At 60.5% G+C, this 16,270-nt stretch carries 16 protein-coding genes and 1 pseudogene; 11 read left to right on the top strand and 6 right to left on the bottom strand.

Annotated elements, in window-relative coordinates; translation table 11 throughout:
* Positions 1-141 (bottom strand): annotated as a pseudogene (locus ACN0SY_RS17240) (S-(hydroxymethyl)glutathione dehydrogenase); the annotation flags it as partial.
* 119 nt (positions 142-260) lie between these two features.
* On the opposite strand from ACN0SY_RS17240, the gene ACN0SY_RS17235 reads away from it, so the two are divergent.
* The 11 genes from ACN0SY_RS17235 to ACN0SY_RS17185 all read left to right on the top strand — a co-directional run bounded on the left by ACN0SY_RS17235 (position 261) and on the right by ACN0SY_RS17185 (position 10,827).
* On the top strand, positions 261-437 hold the full coding sequence (locus ACN0SY_RS17235) for a hypothetical protein (protein ID WP_417689325.1): 177 nt from the start codon (positions 261-263) through the stop codon (positions 435-437).
* A gap of 30 nt (positions 438-467) precedes the next feature.
* Positions 468-1,721, top strand: a complete 1,254-nt coding sequence (locus tag ACN0SY_RS17230; RefSeq protein ID WP_417689323.1) for a sarcosine oxidase subunit beta family protein — start codon at positions 468-470, stop codon at positions 1,719-1,721.
* Positions 1,722-1,728: 7 nt separating this feature from the next.
* The gene (locus tag ACN0SY_RS17225) at positions 1,729-2,085 is read left to right on the top strand and encodes a cupin domain-containing protein (protein WP_417689321.1); all 357 of its coding nucleotides are present in this window, start codon (positions 1,729-1,731) and stop codon (positions 2,083-2,085) included.
* 8 nt (positions 2,086-2,093) lie between these two features.
* Positions 2,094-2,399, top strand: coding sequence for a sarcosine oxidase subunit delta (locus ACN0SY_RS17220; RefSeq protein WP_417689319.1), 306 nt, complete (start codon positions 2,094-2,096; stop codon positions 2,397-2,399).
* Positions 2,396-5,398: a sarcosine oxidase subunit alpha family protein gene (locus ACN0SY_RS17215; protein ID WP_417689317.1), complete on the top strand. Its 3,003-nt coding sequence runs from the start codon at positions 2,396-2,398 to the stop codon at positions 5,396-5,398. Before ACN0SY_RS17220 ends, ACN0SY_RS17215 begins: the two co-directional genes overlap by 4 nt.
* Positions 5,391-5,966, top strand: a complete 576-nt coding sequence (locus ACN0SY_RS17210; protein ID WP_417689315.1) for a sarcosine oxidase subunit gamma — start codon at positions 5,391-5,393, stop codon at positions 5,964-5,966. Before ACN0SY_RS17215 ends, ACN0SY_RS17210 begins: the two co-directional genes overlap by 8 nt.
* Before the next feature lie 88 nt (positions 5,967-6,054).
* On the top strand, positions 6,055-7,419 hold the full coding sequence (locus tag ACN0SY_RS17205) for an HD-GYP domain-containing protein (RefSeq protein ID WP_417689313.1): 1,365 nt from the start codon (positions 6,055-6,057) through the stop codon (positions 7,417-7,419).
* 120 nt (positions 7,420-7,539) lie between these two features.
* Positions 7,540-8,247, top strand: a complete 708-nt coding sequence (locus ACN0SY_RS17200) for an endonuclease/exonuclease/phosphatase family protein (RefSeq protein ID WP_417689311.1) — start codon at positions 7,540-7,542, stop codon at positions 8,245-8,247.
* Between the two features lie 240 nt (positions 8,248-8,487).
* A complete protein-coding gene (locus tag ACN0SY_RS17195; RefSeq protein WP_417689309.1) occupies positions 8,488-9,195 on the top strand; it encodes an ABC transporter permease in 708 nt (235 codons plus the stop codon).
* Entirely contained in the window at positions 9,188-9,952 is a 765-nt protein-coding gene (locus tag ACN0SY_RS17190; RefSeq protein ID WP_417689307.1) for an ATP-binding cassette domain-containing protein, read from the top strand. The genes ACN0SY_RS17195 and ACN0SY_RS17190 overlap by 8 nt, the downstream gene beginning before the upstream one ends.
* Positions 9,953-9,984: 32 nt before the next feature.
* Positions 9,985-10,827 carry a substrate-binding domain-containing protein gene (locus ACN0SY_RS17185; protein WP_417689305.1) on the top strand — a complete coding sequence of 281 codons (843 nt, stop codon included), beginning with the start codon at positions 9,985-9,987 and terminating at the stop codon, positions 10,825-10,827.
* Between the two features lie 81 nt (positions 10,828-10,908).
* On the opposite strand, the gene ACN0SY_RS17180 is transcribed toward ACN0SY_RS17185, so the two are convergent.
* The 5 genes from ACN0SY_RS17180 to recJ form a co-directional block, all read right to left on the bottom strand.
* On the bottom strand, positions 10,909-12,402 hold the full coding sequence (locus ACN0SY_RS17180) for an inorganic phosphate transporter (protein WP_417689303.1): 1,494 nt from the start codon (positions 12,400-12,402) through the stop codon (positions 10,909-10,911).
* 123 nt (positions 12,403-12,525) lie between these two features.
* Positions 12,526-12,954, bottom strand: a complete 429-nt coding sequence (locus tag ACN0SY_RS17175; protein WP_417689301.1) for an NUDIX hydrolase — start codon at positions 12,952-12,954, stop codon at positions 12,526-12,528.
* 165 nt (positions 12,955-13,119) lie between these two features.
* Positions 13,120-14,007, bottom strand: coding sequence for a nitrilase-related carbon-nitrogen hydrolase (locus tag ACN0SY_RS17170; RefSeq protein WP_417689299.1), 888 nt, complete (start codon positions 14,005-14,007; stop codon positions 13,120-13,122).
* 121 nt (positions 14,008-14,128) lie between these two features.
* Positions 14,129-14,329 (bottom strand): hypothetical protein, encoded by a 201-nt coding sequence (locus tag ACN0SY_RS17165; protein ID WP_417689297.1) that lies wholly within the window; start codon positions 14,327-14,329, stop codon positions 14,129-14,131.
* A 91-nt stretch (positions 14,330-14,420) separates the two neighbouring features.
* Positions 14,421-16,241 carry a single-stranded-DNA-specific exonuclease RecJ gene (gene recJ, locus ACN0SY_RS17160; protein ID WP_417689296.1) on the bottom strand — a complete coding sequence of 607 codons (1,821 nt, stop codon included), beginning with the start codon at positions 16,239-16,241 and terminating at the stop codon, positions 14,421-14,423.
* Positions 16,242-16,270: the final 29 nt, after the last annotated feature.

Here is a 16,270-nt window from a genome sequence, read left to right as displayed (position 1 = left end):
CAGCGTGAACTCATCCGTGTGGCAAATCCCCGTCGCCTTGATCTCGACAAGAACCTCGAAAGCCTTCGGACCCTCGAGATTCACCTCCATCACTTCCAAAGGCTTGCCCGCACCAATAGCTACAGCTGCGCGTGTTCTCATGGCTCAACCTCCCCGGGACTATCCCAACGCCTGATGAAAAATAACGATGATGGCGCTGATATCCGAGCGGATCAAGTGAGGGAACCGGATCATCTCCATGATCCCCATCGAATCTTTCGATGAAATCCGGAAGACTGATCGAGAACCGCCAAAACATGTCGTTTTCGAACAACCGCACGACTGAAACCACCAAGGCCATCAACCTGTTCCCGCGGATGATGCTGATGCTAAGGTGTCGGGCACTTGTCCGCTCCGGCGGTCCACGCTACGCCTTTGACGAGACTGATTTGACCTGACCAGGTCCCGACCCGATGGAGCCATTGGCCGTGACGCGTTTTTCGTTTCTGGAGCTGGCAAAGAACGCCTTCAACGCTCACCAGAACTGGGGCCGCCAATGGCGGGCCCCCGAACCCAAATCCGAATACGATATCGTCATCGTCGGCGCCGGCGGCCATGGACTGGCAACCGCTTATTACCTCGCCAGGGAACATGGCCTGAAGAATGTCGCGGTCGTAGAGAAGGGCTGGCTCGGCGGTGGCAACACGGGCCGCAACACGACAATCGTGCGTTCCAACTACCTCTGGGAAGAAAGCGCCGCGCTCTACAATCACGCCGTCAATCTGTGGCAGGACCTGTCCCAGGAACTGAACTACAACGTCATGTATTCGGCTCGCGGCGTCATGATGCTGGCTCATACAGTGCACGATGTGCAGGTCTTCAAGCGGCACATCCATGCCAACCGGGTGGCCGGAGTACAGAACGAGTGGCTGAGCGCGGAAGAGGCAAAGGAATACTGCCCGCCGCTGAACATCGAGAAGAACATCCGCTACCCGGTGGTCGGCGCAGCCCTTCAGCGGGTCGGCGGCACGGCCCGACATGATGCGGTCGCGTGGGGCTATGCACGCGGTGCCGACAGGCTCGGTGTCGACATAATCCAGAATTGCGCCGTCACCGGTATCCGTCGCAAGCCTGACGGCTCTGTCGAAGGCGTTGAAACGGCGAAGGGTTTTATCAAGGCGAAGAAGGTCGGTGTCGTTGCGGCCGGTCACACATCGGTCCTGATGGAGATGATCGGCCTGCGCATGCCGCTCGAATCGAACCCGCTTCAGGCTCTTGTTTCGGAGCCGGTAAAACCGGCATTTCCTTGTGTCGTCATGTCCAACACGATCCACGCCTATATCTCGCAGTCGGACAAGGGCGAACTGGTGATCGGCGCAGGCACCGACCAGTACGTCTCCTACAGCCAGACCGGCGGCATCCAGATCACCACCCACACCATCGATGCCATCTGCGAGCTGTTCCCGATGTTCCGGCGTATGCGCATGCTTCGAAACTGGGGTGGTATCGTCGACAACACGCCGGATCGCTCGCCGATCATAGGCAAGACGCCGATCCCGGGGCTTTATGTCAATTGCGGCTGGGGCACTGGCGGCTTCAAGGCAACCCCCGGTTCGGGGCATGTCTTTGCCCATACGATCGCGAAAGACGAACCCCATCCCATCAACGCGCCCTTCTCTCTCGACCGGTTCCGAACCGGCCGCCTGATCGACGAAGCGGCTGCGGCTGCCGTAGCACACTAGGTGATCCATGACACAGCAAGCGATAAATCTGGCGGAACGCCTGTCCAAGGTCTCAGACACGTGGGCGCCGAAAATCATCGGCGGCTTTAATGGTCACGACCTGATGGTCGTAAAGGTGCAGGGCGAGTTCACCTGGCATTCACATCCCGATACGGACGACTTTTTCTTTGTCGTGTCGGGCAAGTTGACCATCCAGATGCGGGACGGCGATGTCACTCTTGGCCCTGGCGAGCTCTACGTGGTTCCCAAGGGGGTAGAGCACTGCCCGAAAGCCGAGGTCGAAACGCATCTGCTGCTGATCGAGCCTGCAGGGACACCGAATACGGGCGTTCCCGAGACTGCTGCTGTAAAGACCAGGATCTGAGGCCGACAATGTTGCTAATCCACTGCCCCTACTGCGAAACAGAACGGCCCGAGCTGGAGTTTGTCTGCCGCGGGGAAGCTCATATCGCGCGTCCAGCAGATCCCTCCTCCCAGACAGACGAGCAATGGATGGAGTTCCTGTATCTGCGCGAAAACCCGAAGGGCCTTTACGCCGAGCGCTGGCGCCACATTCACGGCTGCGGCCGGTTCTTCAATGCCGTCCGCGACACCCTCAGCGACAAGTTCGTCTGTGTCTACAAGGCGGGCGAACCGAAGCCGGACATGGAAGCCCTTGCCCGGGAGATCCGGTCATGAAGCAGCCGTTCCGCACCGACAGCAGCGGGCGCATCTACAGGGACCGTCCGCTTGAGTTCAGCTTCGACGGGCAGACCTTTAACGCCTATGAGGGCGACACGCTTGCCTCGGCGTTGCTTGCAAATGGCGTTCATCTTGTCGGCCGCTCCTTCAAGTACCATCGTCCGCGCGGCATCCTGACGGCCGGCTCCGAGGAGCCGAACGCCCTCGTCGGCGTCTATCGCAAGGGTGACCAGACGCCGAATCTGAGAGCCACCCAAGTCGAGGTCTATGACGGGCTTCAGGCAATCAGCCAGAACCGTTTCCCCTCGCTCGGCTTCGACATCGGCGCGGTCAACGACTTCCTGTCGCCGCTATTCCCCGCCGGTTTCTACTACAAGACGTTCATGTGGCCCCGTGCCTTCTGGGACCGGGTTTACGAGCCGGTGATCCGCGCTGCAGCCGGGCTCGGCAAGCCGCCGGTTCAAGCCGATCATGACCGCTACGCCCAACTCTATGCCCATTGCGACGTGCTCGTCGTCGGCTCGGGTCCCGCGGGTCTTGCAGCGGCCATGGCAGCCGCCGAGACGGGTGCACGGGTGATCCTATGCGATGAACAGGCCGAATTCGGCGGCTCGCTCCTGAGCGAAACCTCGGCCGCAATTGACGGCAAGGCACCTGCAGACTGGGTGGAGGATACGGTCCGCAGCCTTCAGGCCATGGACAACGTCACGCTTCTGACCAGAACCACGGCTTTCGGCTATTTTGCCCAGAACTTCGTTGCCCTTGCCGAACGCATCACCGATCACCTCAGCGACCCCGACCCGAAGCTGCCGCGCGAACGCCTCTGGCAGGTACGGGCCAAAGAGGTCGTGATTGCAGCAGGCGCCATCGAACGGCCGATGGTTTTCCCGGAGAACGATCGTCCCGGGATCATGACCGCATCGGCAGGCCGGACCTATCTCAACCGCTATGGCGTCAAGGTCGGCAACGAGGTTCTCGTGACCTCCGCCTGCGACACCGCGTGGCAGGCAGCATTCGATCTGGCCGATTCCGGTACACGTATCACCGCAATCGCCGATATGCGGAAGGATGTGTCCGAGGCCCTGAAGGCAGTGGCCGAGGCCCGCGGCATTCGGGTTGAGCTCGGCTGCTGCGTGACCGGTACGGGTGGCCGCACGCGGGTGTCAAAGGCGCTGCTCGGGCGCATTTCTCCGGCCGGCCCGGTCACTGGCGCCGGGGAAGTCAGCTGCGACGCCGTTCTCATGTCCGGAGGTTGGACACCGACCGTCAGTCTCTATTCCCAGTCGCGTGGAAAGGTTGTCTGGGACGAGAAGGCCGGAGCCTTCCTGCCCGGCGCACATGTCCAGAACGAGCGTTCGGCAGGCAGCTGCAAGGGCCTCTATGGCTTGTCCGCGGTACTGGCCGACGGATATGCTGCCGGCGAAGAGGCAGCCAAAGCCGCAACGGGACAATCTGCAAAGATCACATATTCAATCGCGAGCGGCGGAGATGCCGGATGCGGTGGAACGCTCGGCGCCCTGCCTCACGACCGTGACGCCTCTCGGCTCAAGGCCTTCGTCGACTATCAGAACGACGTCACGGCGAAGGACGTAATCCTCGCCGTGCGCGAGGGCATGCATTCCATCGAGCACATCAAGCGTTACACCACGACCGGCATGGCCACCGATCAGGGCCGTCTGTCGAACATGAATGCACTTGCGATCGCGGCGGAAAGCCTCGGAAAGCCTATCCCCGCCGTTGGCCTGACCACGTTCCGTCAACCGTTCACGCCAACGACTTTCGGCACCTTTGCAGGTCAATCACGTGGTGATTTCTTCGATCCGGTCCGCAAGACCCCGTCGCATCAATGGGCGCTCGACCAGGATGCCGTCTTCGAGGATGTCGGCCAGTGGAAACGGGCATGGTATTTCCCACGTACCGGCGAGGACATGCATTCAGCAGTGGCCCGCGAATGCAGGCTCGTGCGTGAAAAGGTCGGCCTGTTCGACGCTTCTACCCTCGGCAAGATCGAAGTGGTCGGCGCTGACGCTGCCGAGTTCCTCGAACGCATGTATACCAATCCGTGGAAGAAGCTCGGCGTCGGGCGTTGCCGTTATGGATTGATGCTGAACGAAGCGGGTTTCATCATCGATGACGGCGTAGTGGGACGGCTTGCCGACGACCGCTTCCATGTCACGACAACAACCGGCGGAGCGGCCCATGTCTTCGCCACCATGGAAGACTACCTGCAGACCGAGTGGCCCGATCTCGATGTCTGGATCACATCAACCACGGAGCAGTATGCGGTTGCGGCCGTTCAAGGCCCCCTTGCCCGCGAAGTCATTGCCCCCTTCGTGCAAGGCATCGACTTGTCGCCAGATGCCTTTCCGCACATGAGCGTCGCTACCGGAACGATCTGCGGCGTTCCTTGCCGCCTGTTCCGTATTTCATTCACAGGCGAAGTTGGCTTCGAGATCAACGTCCCCCGCCGCCATGGCGAGATGGCATGGCAGACGCTGGCCCATGAAGTCGAGAAACTCGGAGGCTGCGCCTACGGTACCGAGACCATGCATGTCCTGCGCGCCGAAAAGGGTTATGTCATCGTCGGCCAGGAGACGGACGGCACCGTCACCCCCGACGATCTGGACATGACCTGGGCCATCGGCAAGAACAAGCCGGACTTCGTCGGAAAGCGTGGCCTGATGCGACCGGATCTTGTCGCCACGGGCCGTAAACAGCTTGTCGGCCTTCTCACGGCCGATCCGGAAACGGTTCTTGAGGAAGGAGCGCAGGTTACCCGGTCCGCGGACCCTGCTGCGGGAACGCCCGCCGACGGCCATGTGACCTCGGCCTATCACTCCTCGGCGCTCGGCCGCTCCATCGCGCTTGCCCTCGTCAAGGACGGACGCAGCCTTACAGGCCAGACCCTGCACGTCCCCATGCCAGGGGGAGCGATTGCGGTTGAAGTCACTGCGCCCGTTTTCCTCGACCCGAAAGGAGAGCGGCTCAATGGCTGATGATCTCGTGACAACGCTCTACGTTCCCGATGCCGCGCAAGAACCTCTGTTGTCTCTTGGGCCTTTATCGCTGCTCAGAGCTGCGCCAGTGGCGCGGTTTTCCTTCCGCGGCCGCACGCAAGCGCAGGCCGTCGCAGGCAAGAGTTTCGGGATATCCCTTCCCCAGGACCCTCTATCCCACACAGCAAAGGAAAACCGTGTCGCACTATGGCTGGGCCCGGACGAGTGGCTTCTGCTGGCACCTGAAGACCAAGCCGAGAGCCTGTATGCGCAGCTGGAGAAAGATCTTGCAGGCCTGCCCTGCTCGCTTGTGGACATCACACACCGGCAGGAGGCTCTTTTGATTACGGGCAACAGGGCTGGATGGCTATTGAACTCCGGCATCCCGATCGACCTGCACAATGATGCGTTTCCTCACGGAACGGTGACACGAACCGTCTTCCATAAAACCCCGGTCATGTTGTGGCGGATCGGTCCCGACAGTTTTGTCGTGGAGGCCTGGGGCTCGTTCATGGACTATGTCGAAGGTCTCTTGAAGGAAGCCGCGCAGGAACTGCAGGCAGACTGAGGCTGCGGACCATAAACAACATCAGGAAAAATACGTATTATTCAGACTTCTGCTGCACATTCCGATCCAACTCGAGATCGGATAGGCAATGCGCGCTGGCGAAAATCTGTCAAACCTTCACCTTGCAGAACTCATCGGAGCGCTGAGTCACGCACTCGACATGACCGAGGGACAGCCGAGAGGGCACTGCGTTCGCAGCTGCTGGATCGGTGTCCGTGTCGGCACGGAGCTCGGACTGGACGCATCGCTGATCAGCGACATCTACTTCACCACTCTGTTGAAGGATCTCGGCTGCTCCAGCAATGCGGCTCGAATTTGCGAGCTGTATCTGACCGATGACATCACGTTCAAGCACGACTTCAAGCTGATCAACGGCAGCCTGTCCCAGGCCCTCCGGTTCGTCATGACCCATACAGGGTTGAAGGCCGGTCTGGCGGAACGCTTCCGCGCGATCATCAACATCCTGCAAAACGGTTCGGAAATCGCATCGGAACTGATCGACACGCGCTGTCAGCGCGGCGCCGACATAGCGGCGCGCATGGGCTTTGGGGCAAACATCTGCGACGGCATCAGAAGCCTCGACGAGCATTGGGATGGCGGTGGCAAACCGCAAGGCCTGACCGGCGGGAACATCCCGGTCCAATCCCAGATAGCATTGCTCGCCCAGGTAACCGATGTTTTTCACCTGAACTCCGGAGCCGAGGCAGCACTGCGCGAAATCCGGGACCGCTCCGGCTCATGGTTTTCGCCACGGGTCGTAGCTGCCTTTGAAGCGGCAGCGGGAAAGCCGGATTTCTGGTCTGCCCTTTCCTCACCGGACATCGAGGCGCGGGTTCACGACCTGCCTCCAGGACGCGATATTCGTCCAGTCAATGACGATCAATTGGATGATATCGCGGCCGGCTTCGCCCTCGTTATCGACTCCAAGAGCCCTTTCACTGCAGGGCACAGCGAGCGGGTCACGCTCTATACCGATGTCATTGCCTCGGAACTGGGATATAGCGATGCGGACCGGCAAATCCTGAAACGAGCTGCCCTTCTGCACGATATCGGCAAACTCGGCGTCAGCAACCAGATCCTCGACAAGCCAGGACGTCTCGATCCGGCCGAATGGGAACAGATTCGGCTGCACACCGTTTACTCGTCGCAGATCCTCTCGAAGGTCAAAGCGTTCGAGGGCCTGCTTCCGGTCGCGCGAGGACATCATGAGCGCCTCGACGGCAAAGGTTACCCCGACGGCCTGAAAGGTGATCAGATATCCATGGAAACACGCATTGTAACGGTCGCCGACATCTTCGACGCGCTCACCGCCGACCGACCGTACCGGACCGCATTGCCGGTTCACGCCGCGTTCAAGATTCTGGAGGACGATGTCGGCAGTGCCATCGACGGGCGATGCCTCGATGCCTTGAAAAACGGGCTTTCCAGGCTGAATTGGGAACTCGTCGCCTGAAGCCATGCACCTGACCGCCACTGGGACGAAATCAATGGGAATATCAAGACATGCTGTCCCGGAATGTCGCGATTTTCAGGACATGTTGTCGGGCACTTTGAAGGCTGAGATGATCTGCCAATGGTGAAGATAGGTTCCTACAACATTCAGAAATCGATTGGGATCGATGCCCGCCGGCGGCCCGAACGCACCATCTCTGTCATAAACGAGATGAACTGCGACGTTCTGGCCCTGCAGGAGGCAGACAAGCGTTTCGGCCCCAGGGAAACCACCCTCGACCCCCGCCTCATTGCCGAATACACCGACTACAAGGTGGTTCCGCTCGCGATCCGCGAAGCTAGCATCGGCTGGCACGGCAACGCGATTCTTGTACGCCGCCACATTGCCATCCATGATTTCAAGCGGTTGGAGCTGCCGGCCCTGGAACCGCGCGGGGCCGTCACGGCAGAACTCAAGATCGATGGCCGGCTGATCAGGCTCGCCGCGATGCATCTGAGCGTCGTCGCGACCTTCAGGAAGCGCCAGATCGCTTCTGTCATGGCCCAGCTTCATGGCCACCCCTACGACCTTCCCACCGTTCTGGTTGGCGACCTGAACGAATGGCGCGACACGGCGCAGAGCCTCAAGATGTTCAATCCCCATTTTGAAGTGACGACGCCCGGACGAAGCTTCCCCTCGCCCCTTCCCCTGGCAAGCCTCGACCGGATAGTGACAAGCCCGGAGTTCACCGTCCGCGCAACCGGTGTCCATCAGTCGGCGACGGCCAGAGTTGCATCCGACCATCTGCCGGTGTGGGCCGAACTCTCCCTATCGGCCGCAGCCTCCTGAGGACAGCGGATACGAGCGCACATCATGCTCGTCGCGCTCGCCCCCAGCGCGAGCGTATAGATCGCTCGCATAGTTTCTCTTTGAAAATTCGAAACTGCAGACCGCCACGAATGGCCGCCGATGGATGCCTGCTTTGCCTTTGAGCCACTCCTGTCGGAAGGGAAAATCACACTTGGATTTCGCGTCCTTTTCGCGCTATCCTAGTATGAAATAGACAATTTAAGGAAAGTTCGGCACTTAATGCAGGATTTCGCATCTTCCTTCGCACTGGCAGGTCAACTGCTCGTCAGTGGGGATCCAGCCCTCGCGGAGATCGTATCCTTGTCTGTGCGCGTGACAGCTACTGCGCTTGCGATTTCTGCTGCCATTGGCCTGCCCGTCGGGGCTCTTCTGGCGGTGGTCTCGTTCCCGGGCAGAAACGCGATGGTCGTCCTGTCAAACGCACTGATGGGCTTGCCGCCGGTGGTTGTCGGCCTGACCGTGTATATGCTGTTGTCGAATGCGGGCCCCCTCGGCGTCCTGCAATTGCTCTACACACCGACCGCGATGATCATCGCCCAGGCGATCCTGATCACGCCAATCATCGTTGCCCTCACACGCCAGACCATCGCCGACCTCAACAAGGAATATGCTGAAACCTTCCGCTCGCTGGTCGTTCCCTGGCATCAGGCAATCGTGACGCTCATCTGGGATGCCCGCTATTCCCTCATCACGGTTCTTCTGGCTGGCTTCGGCCGTGCGATCGCGGAAGTCGGGGCTGTTATGATCGTCGGAGGCAATATCAACCACGTCACCCGGGTCATGACCACGGCTATTGCCCTGGAAACCTCGCGTGGAGAGCTCGCGCTGGCACTGGCGCTCGGAATGGTCCTGCTCCTGATCGCCCTTTTTGTGAATGGGGCCGTTTCCTTCGCCAAGGGGCTGGACCGGAGCGCCGCCCATGCCTGAACTCATCAATTTCCAGTCGGCCAAGGCCGCCACCGCAAAACCGACAGCCTCACCAATGCCTTTGACAGTCCGCCACCTGGCATTCAAGAGCGGCGGGACCCCCATCCTGAATGGGGTCGACCTATCGCTTCAAACAGACGCACTTACCGTTCTCATGGGGCCGAATGGCGCCGGCAAGAGCGTTTTCCTGCGCCTTCTTCACGGACTGTTGGCACCGACATTCGGGGAGGTGCTTTGGTCCGGCGACACACCGGGAAAACAGGTCCGAAAACAACAGGCCCTGGTTTTCCAGAAGCCCGTGCTGTTGCGCCGATCGGTCCGTGCGAACCTTGCCTTTGCACTGGGACTTCGAAAGATTTCGAACCGCAAGGCCGCACTCGATGAGGCGTTGGAGGCGGCCGGCTTGACGGACTTTGCGCATCGGCCGGCACGTGTGCTTTCCGGAGGCGAGCAGCAGCGTCTAGCGCTGGCCCGGGCGCTGATCCTGCAGCCGAAGGTGCTCATGCTGGACGAGCCCACCGCAAACCTCGACCCCGCGTCTACGCTCGCCATCGAGCGATCCATCATGCACGCTCGCGACCGCGGCGTGAAGGTGATCATGATCACCCACGATCCGCACCAGGCTCGCCGGCTTGCCGAAGAAGTCGTGTTCCTTCATGCCGGCAAGGTTGCAGAACACACACCCGCAGAAACCTTTTTCGATCATCCGAGCTCGAACGCCGCAAGGGCTTATCTGGCCGGAGACATCCTGATCTGAAATCAGGGCAGTCACATCCTAGGGAGAAAAAAATGAGCTTCATCCGGACATTGATGGCAGGCGCCGTCTCGCTCGGCCTTACAGCCGGAGCAATGATCGCACCGGCCACCGCCGAGGACTTCATCATTGTTCAGTCCACCACATCAACCCAGAACTCGGGTCTTCTGGACGACATTCTTCCGAAGTTTCAGGAGAAGACCGGAATCGAGGTTCGCGTAGTGGCGGTCGGCACGGGGCAAGCCCTGAAGAATGCTGCAAACGGCGACGGCGACGTGCTTCTCGTGCATGCCAAGCCCTCGGAAGAGAAGTTCGTTGCAGACGGGTTCGGCGTCGAACGCTTCGACGTCATGTATAACGACTTCGTCGTTGTCGGCCCGAAGAACGATCCCGCTGGCATCAAGGGCATGACCGATGCCCCGGCAGCATTGGCGAAAATCGCTTCGAGCGAAGCCCTTTTCGCTTCTCGCGGCGACGACAGCGGCACCCACAAGAAGGAAAAATCCCTCTGGCTGATGGCCGAGGTTGATCCGGGCAAGGCATCAGGCGCCTGGTACCGGGAAACCGGCTCCGGCATGGGAGCGACATTGAATGCTGCTGCCGGCATGGGCGCCTACACGATCTCTGACCGAGCCACCTGGCTCGCTTTCCAGAACAAGGGCGACCTTGAGGTCCTGACACAGGGCGACGACCGCCTCTTCAACCAGTACGGCGTCATTCTCGTGAATCCGGAAAAGCATGCCTCGGTCAAGGCCGAGGCCGGACAGGCTTTCATCGACTGGCTGACCGGTGACGAAGGCCAGAAGGCTATCGCGGGCTTCAAGGTCAACGGCGAACAGCTGTTCTTCCCCAACGCCAAGTCGAGCGTCTCGAACTGACAACGAGAATACCTCTCGAGGTCATGAAAAAGGCGGGTCCGCAACGACCCGCCTTTTGAATTTCCAGGTCTTCGCCCCGGATCAGCCGATCACGTGGATGAGTGCGAAGAAAAGAACGCCGGACAGGACCGCCGCAGCGGGAACCGTCACGATCCATGCCGCCACGATGGTCATGAAGTGAGCACGGCGGACCAGCTTACGCCGCGCCTGCTCCTCGCGGTTGCGCACGGGGCGAACCTTCTTCGTCATGTCTTCATGACGCTTGTTCACGAAGTCCATGCGACGGTTCGAGCGTTCGGTATACCACTCCCGGAAGAAGCCGACGCCGAAGACTGCGCCGACGGCGATGTGCGTCGAGCTGACCGGCAAGCCGAGCCAGGAGGCAATGATGACCGTGATCGCTGCCGACAGGGCGACACAATAGGCGCGCATCGGGTTGAGCTTCGTGATCTGCTGGCCGACCATGTGAATGAGCTTCGGCCCGAACAACAGAAGACCAAAAGAGATGCCCAGTGCGCCGACTGCCATGACCCAGAGCGGGATCGTCACCTTCGACGCGACTTCACCTATTGCAGCCGTGTGAACGATCGCGGCCAGCGGGCCGACGGCATTTGCAACATCGTTCGCACCATGAGCGAAGGACAGGAGCGCGGCAGAACAGACCAGCGGCAGTCCGAACAGCTTGCGCAGTGACTGGTTGCGGTTTTCCAGACCTTCCGACTGTTTCTTGATCAGGGGCTTGGTGATCGCCCAGGCAACGACAGCCGTGCCGGCACCAATCATGAGCGCCGTCGTCAGGTCGATCTTGATCAGCTTCTTCAGCCCCTTCATTGCAAGGTAGGCGGCAAAGGCGCCTGCCATGATGGCGATCAGGATCGGAACCCAGCGGCGTGCTGCCGCAATCTTGTCATCCTGGTAGATGATGAAGGTCTTGATGATGGCAAGGAAGAAGGCGGCAATGACACCGCCCAGCACCGGCGAGATGACCCAGCTGGCCGCAATGCTGCCCATGGTGACCCAATTGACCGCCGACAATCCGGCTGCGGCAATCCCCGCTCCCATGACACCCCCGACGATCGAGTGCGTCGTCGAGACCGGAGCGCCGACCCAGGTGGCCAGGTTGATCCAGAGCGCCGAGGCAACGAGCGCTGCCATCATTGCGGCGGTGAAGACGGTCGGATCAGACACGTAGGACGGATCGATGATGCCCTTGGAAATCGTGCCGACGACGTCGCCACCGGCAATCAGTGCGCCCGCACTTTCAAAGACGGCCGCAATGATCAGTGCGCTGACGAGGGTCATCGCCCGCGATCCCACGGCTGGGCCCACGTTGTTGGCAACATCGTTGGCACCGATGTTCAGTGCCATGTAGGCGCCGATTGCCGCTGCGGCCACGATGACGACCCCGCCGGGGGCGTCGAGCATATAGGCTCCCGCCAGAACGGCGCAAAGAGCGATGAACAGAAGGGCAAGCCCGGGAGCAACAAGCCCCCGGCCGAGGCTGCCAGCGGCTTCCTCCATATAGCTGAGCTTGTCCAGATCCTTGTCGAGGGTCGGCTTCTTGTAGCTGCTCATGTGTTCGGTTTTCCGGATCCTAGATGACGAAACGCCGTTTCAAGCCGAAACGACAGAATTTCACTGTCCGGCGATAAAGGATCTCAGGAAAAGGTCAATTGCCAAGGCTACCGATGAGGCAATTTATTTAGCCATCTCATCTTTAAAACGGCGTAATACGCGCGCCAGACCCGCTTCATCTGCCTGCTCGATGGCTTTATCCACCGCCAGCCAGCGGATCTCGCGCTGGCCGGCTTCCGGATAATCGTCCGTCTGTTTTTCGGCCTGAATCAGATAGACGAGCACCTCCGTACGTACCTTGAAACCGGCCCGTACGCCCTTGTGGGACATGAAACGGTCATATGGCTTCTTCGAAGCCTTGCCGACGACACCAGCCTCCTCGTAGGCCTCGATGACCGCAGTCTTGTGGGCCTTGCGCTTCATCATCGGCCAGCCTTTCGGCAGGATCCAGCGCCGCGACGACCTGGACGTCACCAGCAGAACCTGCAGCTCGCCCTCCTCAACGCGATAACACAGTGCCGCGATCTGCAATCTTGCAGGCGGACGGAACATGTTTATCAGATCGCGAAAGGACGGTCGTGAAACCGCCGAAGAGAAGTCGAGTGAAGACATTTAGCCAGTGATTCTGTGAAGGTTCTAGTTTCTCGATATATGCTGCGAGCGTCAAATGTCCAGTCAAATGCGCACAAAGTGCGCATTCATGAATCCGTGAACGCCTTACCGGACAACAGTGACATGATCGGCAGACCATGCCCCTGGCCAGACCTCGGCGCCACCGGCGCGGAGCTTGCGAGCAACATCAACCGGCACCGGCACGACAAGGAACGGTTCCTCGCCCATGGCGCCATCCGTCGCTGCAATCGAGGCGGCGACCCCGGTAAACCCGAGCTCTTCCTCACAAGGAACGAAGAGTGCTGCTCCGGAAACATTTGTTTCCATCTGCGTGGTACCCGTCGTTGCGCCGACTGTGCCGCACACGGCAACACAGGTCATCAGTTCGACGGCCCGTGCCTTGGCGCAGTCGAAAACGCGGTGATAACCGGAGAGCATTTCCGTCATCGACGGAACGAGCAGCAGGTCGATCTTTTCTTTGGCCAGAAGGCATGACAGCGAAGGCATTTCCACATCAAGGCATATGAGGATGGCCATGCGCAGACCATCGAGCTCGAAGATCCCGAGCTGATCGCCGCCCTTGAGGGTCCAGCTTTCAGCGTCCATTTCGCCTGGTGTCAGCGACAGCTTGTCCTGACGGATCTCCCGCCCATCCGCACACTGAAGGATCGCCGTATTCGCAAATCCACGATCCGTCTGCGTCGGCATCGATCCCAGCAAAAGCGAGACACCGTATTTTTCGGCCAATCCCCGCGTTGCCTCCACGAGCTGCGCGCCCGCCTTCGCCATGAATGCAATTTCTTCCGTCGGCTTCAGGCCATCAGGCTTGAACGCGAGGCAGGCCTCAATGGCATATTCCGGCAGCATCAGCAGGCGAGCGCCTTCGTCCCTCGCACGGGCAAGACGCTCTTCGACATGAGATGCAAGGTCTGCAACGCTACGGGGTGCAAAGCCGAGATTGAGCGCGCAGAGCGCTATTGGATATTCAGACATCTGGACCGGTCTCGACAAGAAAAAGCAGGCTCAAGGCCTGCACGTAAGGGAAGAGACCCAAGATTAGACGCAAGTCCTTCGTCCGAAAAGGCCCTGGAAGCCCCTTGCGATCACATGCAGATCAGGCGCCGCGGCGCAGCAGTTCAGCGACCATGAAAAGGAGAGACGAGATGAAGCCGATCTGACAGGCCGACAGGAGCAGAGACGGACGCAACCGCCTGACCTTCGCCCCGCCGCGAACCTGGCGTATCCCGGCGAGTGCGCGATCAGTCCTGACGTCGATTTCGGAGAATAGCTGCTTGAGCTCGTCCTGAGCGTTCATGGTGCCCCCCGGCGATTCCTTCACCTGAGACCAGATTGACGCCAAGGGCTTTCGATATGGTTAACGCGTGTTAAGAGGCGAAAATGCTCCGCTACAGACGCACCTTCTGCGGGTCGGCAACATCGAGAATACGCAGCTGCACTTTCGGCGTTCCCTGCCAAGTATCGATCGACAATGTTCCTGCGACATGGACGTTGCTGCCCCGCCTGCTCAGGAGCATCTGGCCATGAGGCCGATCTTCAGCCTTGAAGCATATGGCCTTGAGCGCCGTACCGTCCGGCGCGGCGATGCTCGCGCGCACATGTCCATTCCCGACGACATCGGCGAAAGAGATCCTATGGGCCGGAAAGGCGAAAACCGGCTCGGAATGACCGGCTCCATAGGGCCCGGCCCGCTCCAGCATCTCCATCAGCTCAAGCGTCGCGCCCGTCGCCGTCAGCGCGGCGTCGATCTTGAGATCCCGATGAGCCGACGCCTGGTCGACTTCTGTCGCCAGCTCCTCGTTGAAGTAAGCGGCGAGGTCGTCTGCCTTATCACGCATGACGGTAAGCCCGGCCGCCATGGCATGGCCCCCGCCCTTTTCCAGCAATCCAAGATCGACGGCCTTGCGGACGGCCCGGCCAAGGTCGACGCCCGAGATGGACCGTCCAGAGCCGGTTCCCTTGCCATCGCCGTCATAAGCAATCGCAAACGCCGGCCGCTTGTGGGCCTCCTTCAGGCGCGAGGCGATCAGGCCGACAATGCCAGGATGCCAGTCTTCCGAGCCCGTGATCAGGACCGACGGCTCCTGGGCTTCCATTGACAGAGCCGCCTGAGCATCGGCCTGTTCGAGCATCACCGCCTCCATGGCCTGACGCTCGGAATTGAGCTGATCGAGCCGCTCGGCAATCGCCCTGGCCTCGCTGGCATCATCACAGGTCAGGAGCCGTGCCCCGAGCGCCGCATCCCCGATCCGTCCACCCGCATTGATGCGCGGCCCCAAAAGGAAACCGAGATGATATGGCGCAGGTTTCCCCGCGACCCGGGCGACGTCGGCCAGACCCGAAAGGCCCGGATTCAGTCGCTGATGCATGACGGCAAGCCCCCGCGTCACATAGGCACGGTTAAGGCCCTTGAGCGGCACCACATCGCAAACAGTTCCAAGGGCAACCAGATCAAGCAACAGCATCAGGTCGGGCGCCTGACGGCCATTGAAGAAGCCCCGGCTCCGCAACTCGCGGTTCAAGCCAACCAGGAAAAGGAACGTGACGCCGACAGCTGCCAGATGCCCCTGCCCTGACAGGTCGTCCTGCCGGTTCGGATTGACCAGCGCCTCGACCGGTGGAAGCGTCTCGCCGACCTGGTGGTGATCGAGAACAACGACATCGAGACCGAGCCTGGCCGCTACGTCAAAAGCCTCGAAGGAAGTGCTGCCGCAATCGACCGTCACAAGCAGCCCCGCCCCGCCCTGTTTCAGAGCTTCGATGGCAGGCCCGTTCGGGCCATATCCTTCGATGATCCGGTCCGGGATGTGGATGACCGGATCCAGTCCCATCCAGCGCAGGTACCGGGCCAGGACAGCAGAAGACGTCGCCCCGTCTACGTCATAATCACCAAAGATCGCGATCCGCGTACCGCGCTGAACGGCATCCGCGACCCGGGCCACAGCCTGGTCCATGGCGACGAGGCGCGAGGGGTCCGGCATCAGGTTCTTGAGCGAAGGCGCAAGGAACTCTTCGGCATGGTCGGGTGCGACCCCACGTGCTGCCATGACCCGCGCAAGCACGTCGGGCAGGCCACTGCGCTGTGCGATCGTCATGGCGTTCAGCGCTTCGGACGAGCTCAGGCGTTCGCGCCAGGCATTGTCATTCGCGGAGCGGGCGACGCCCAGAACGAGACGGCCCGAACCATTGTCATCGTTCGGGCCGTTCATGATCTTCTCCGCAGTGTCGGGTCACAGGT

Source organism: Roseibium sp. (assembly GCF_048261595.1).
GTDB lineage: Bacteria > Pseudomonadota > Alphaproteobacteria > Rhizobiales > Stappiaceae > Roseibium.
The sequence above is the reverse complement of the archived record's forward strand: the minus strand, read 5'-3'. Positions and strand labels throughout refer to the sequence as shown.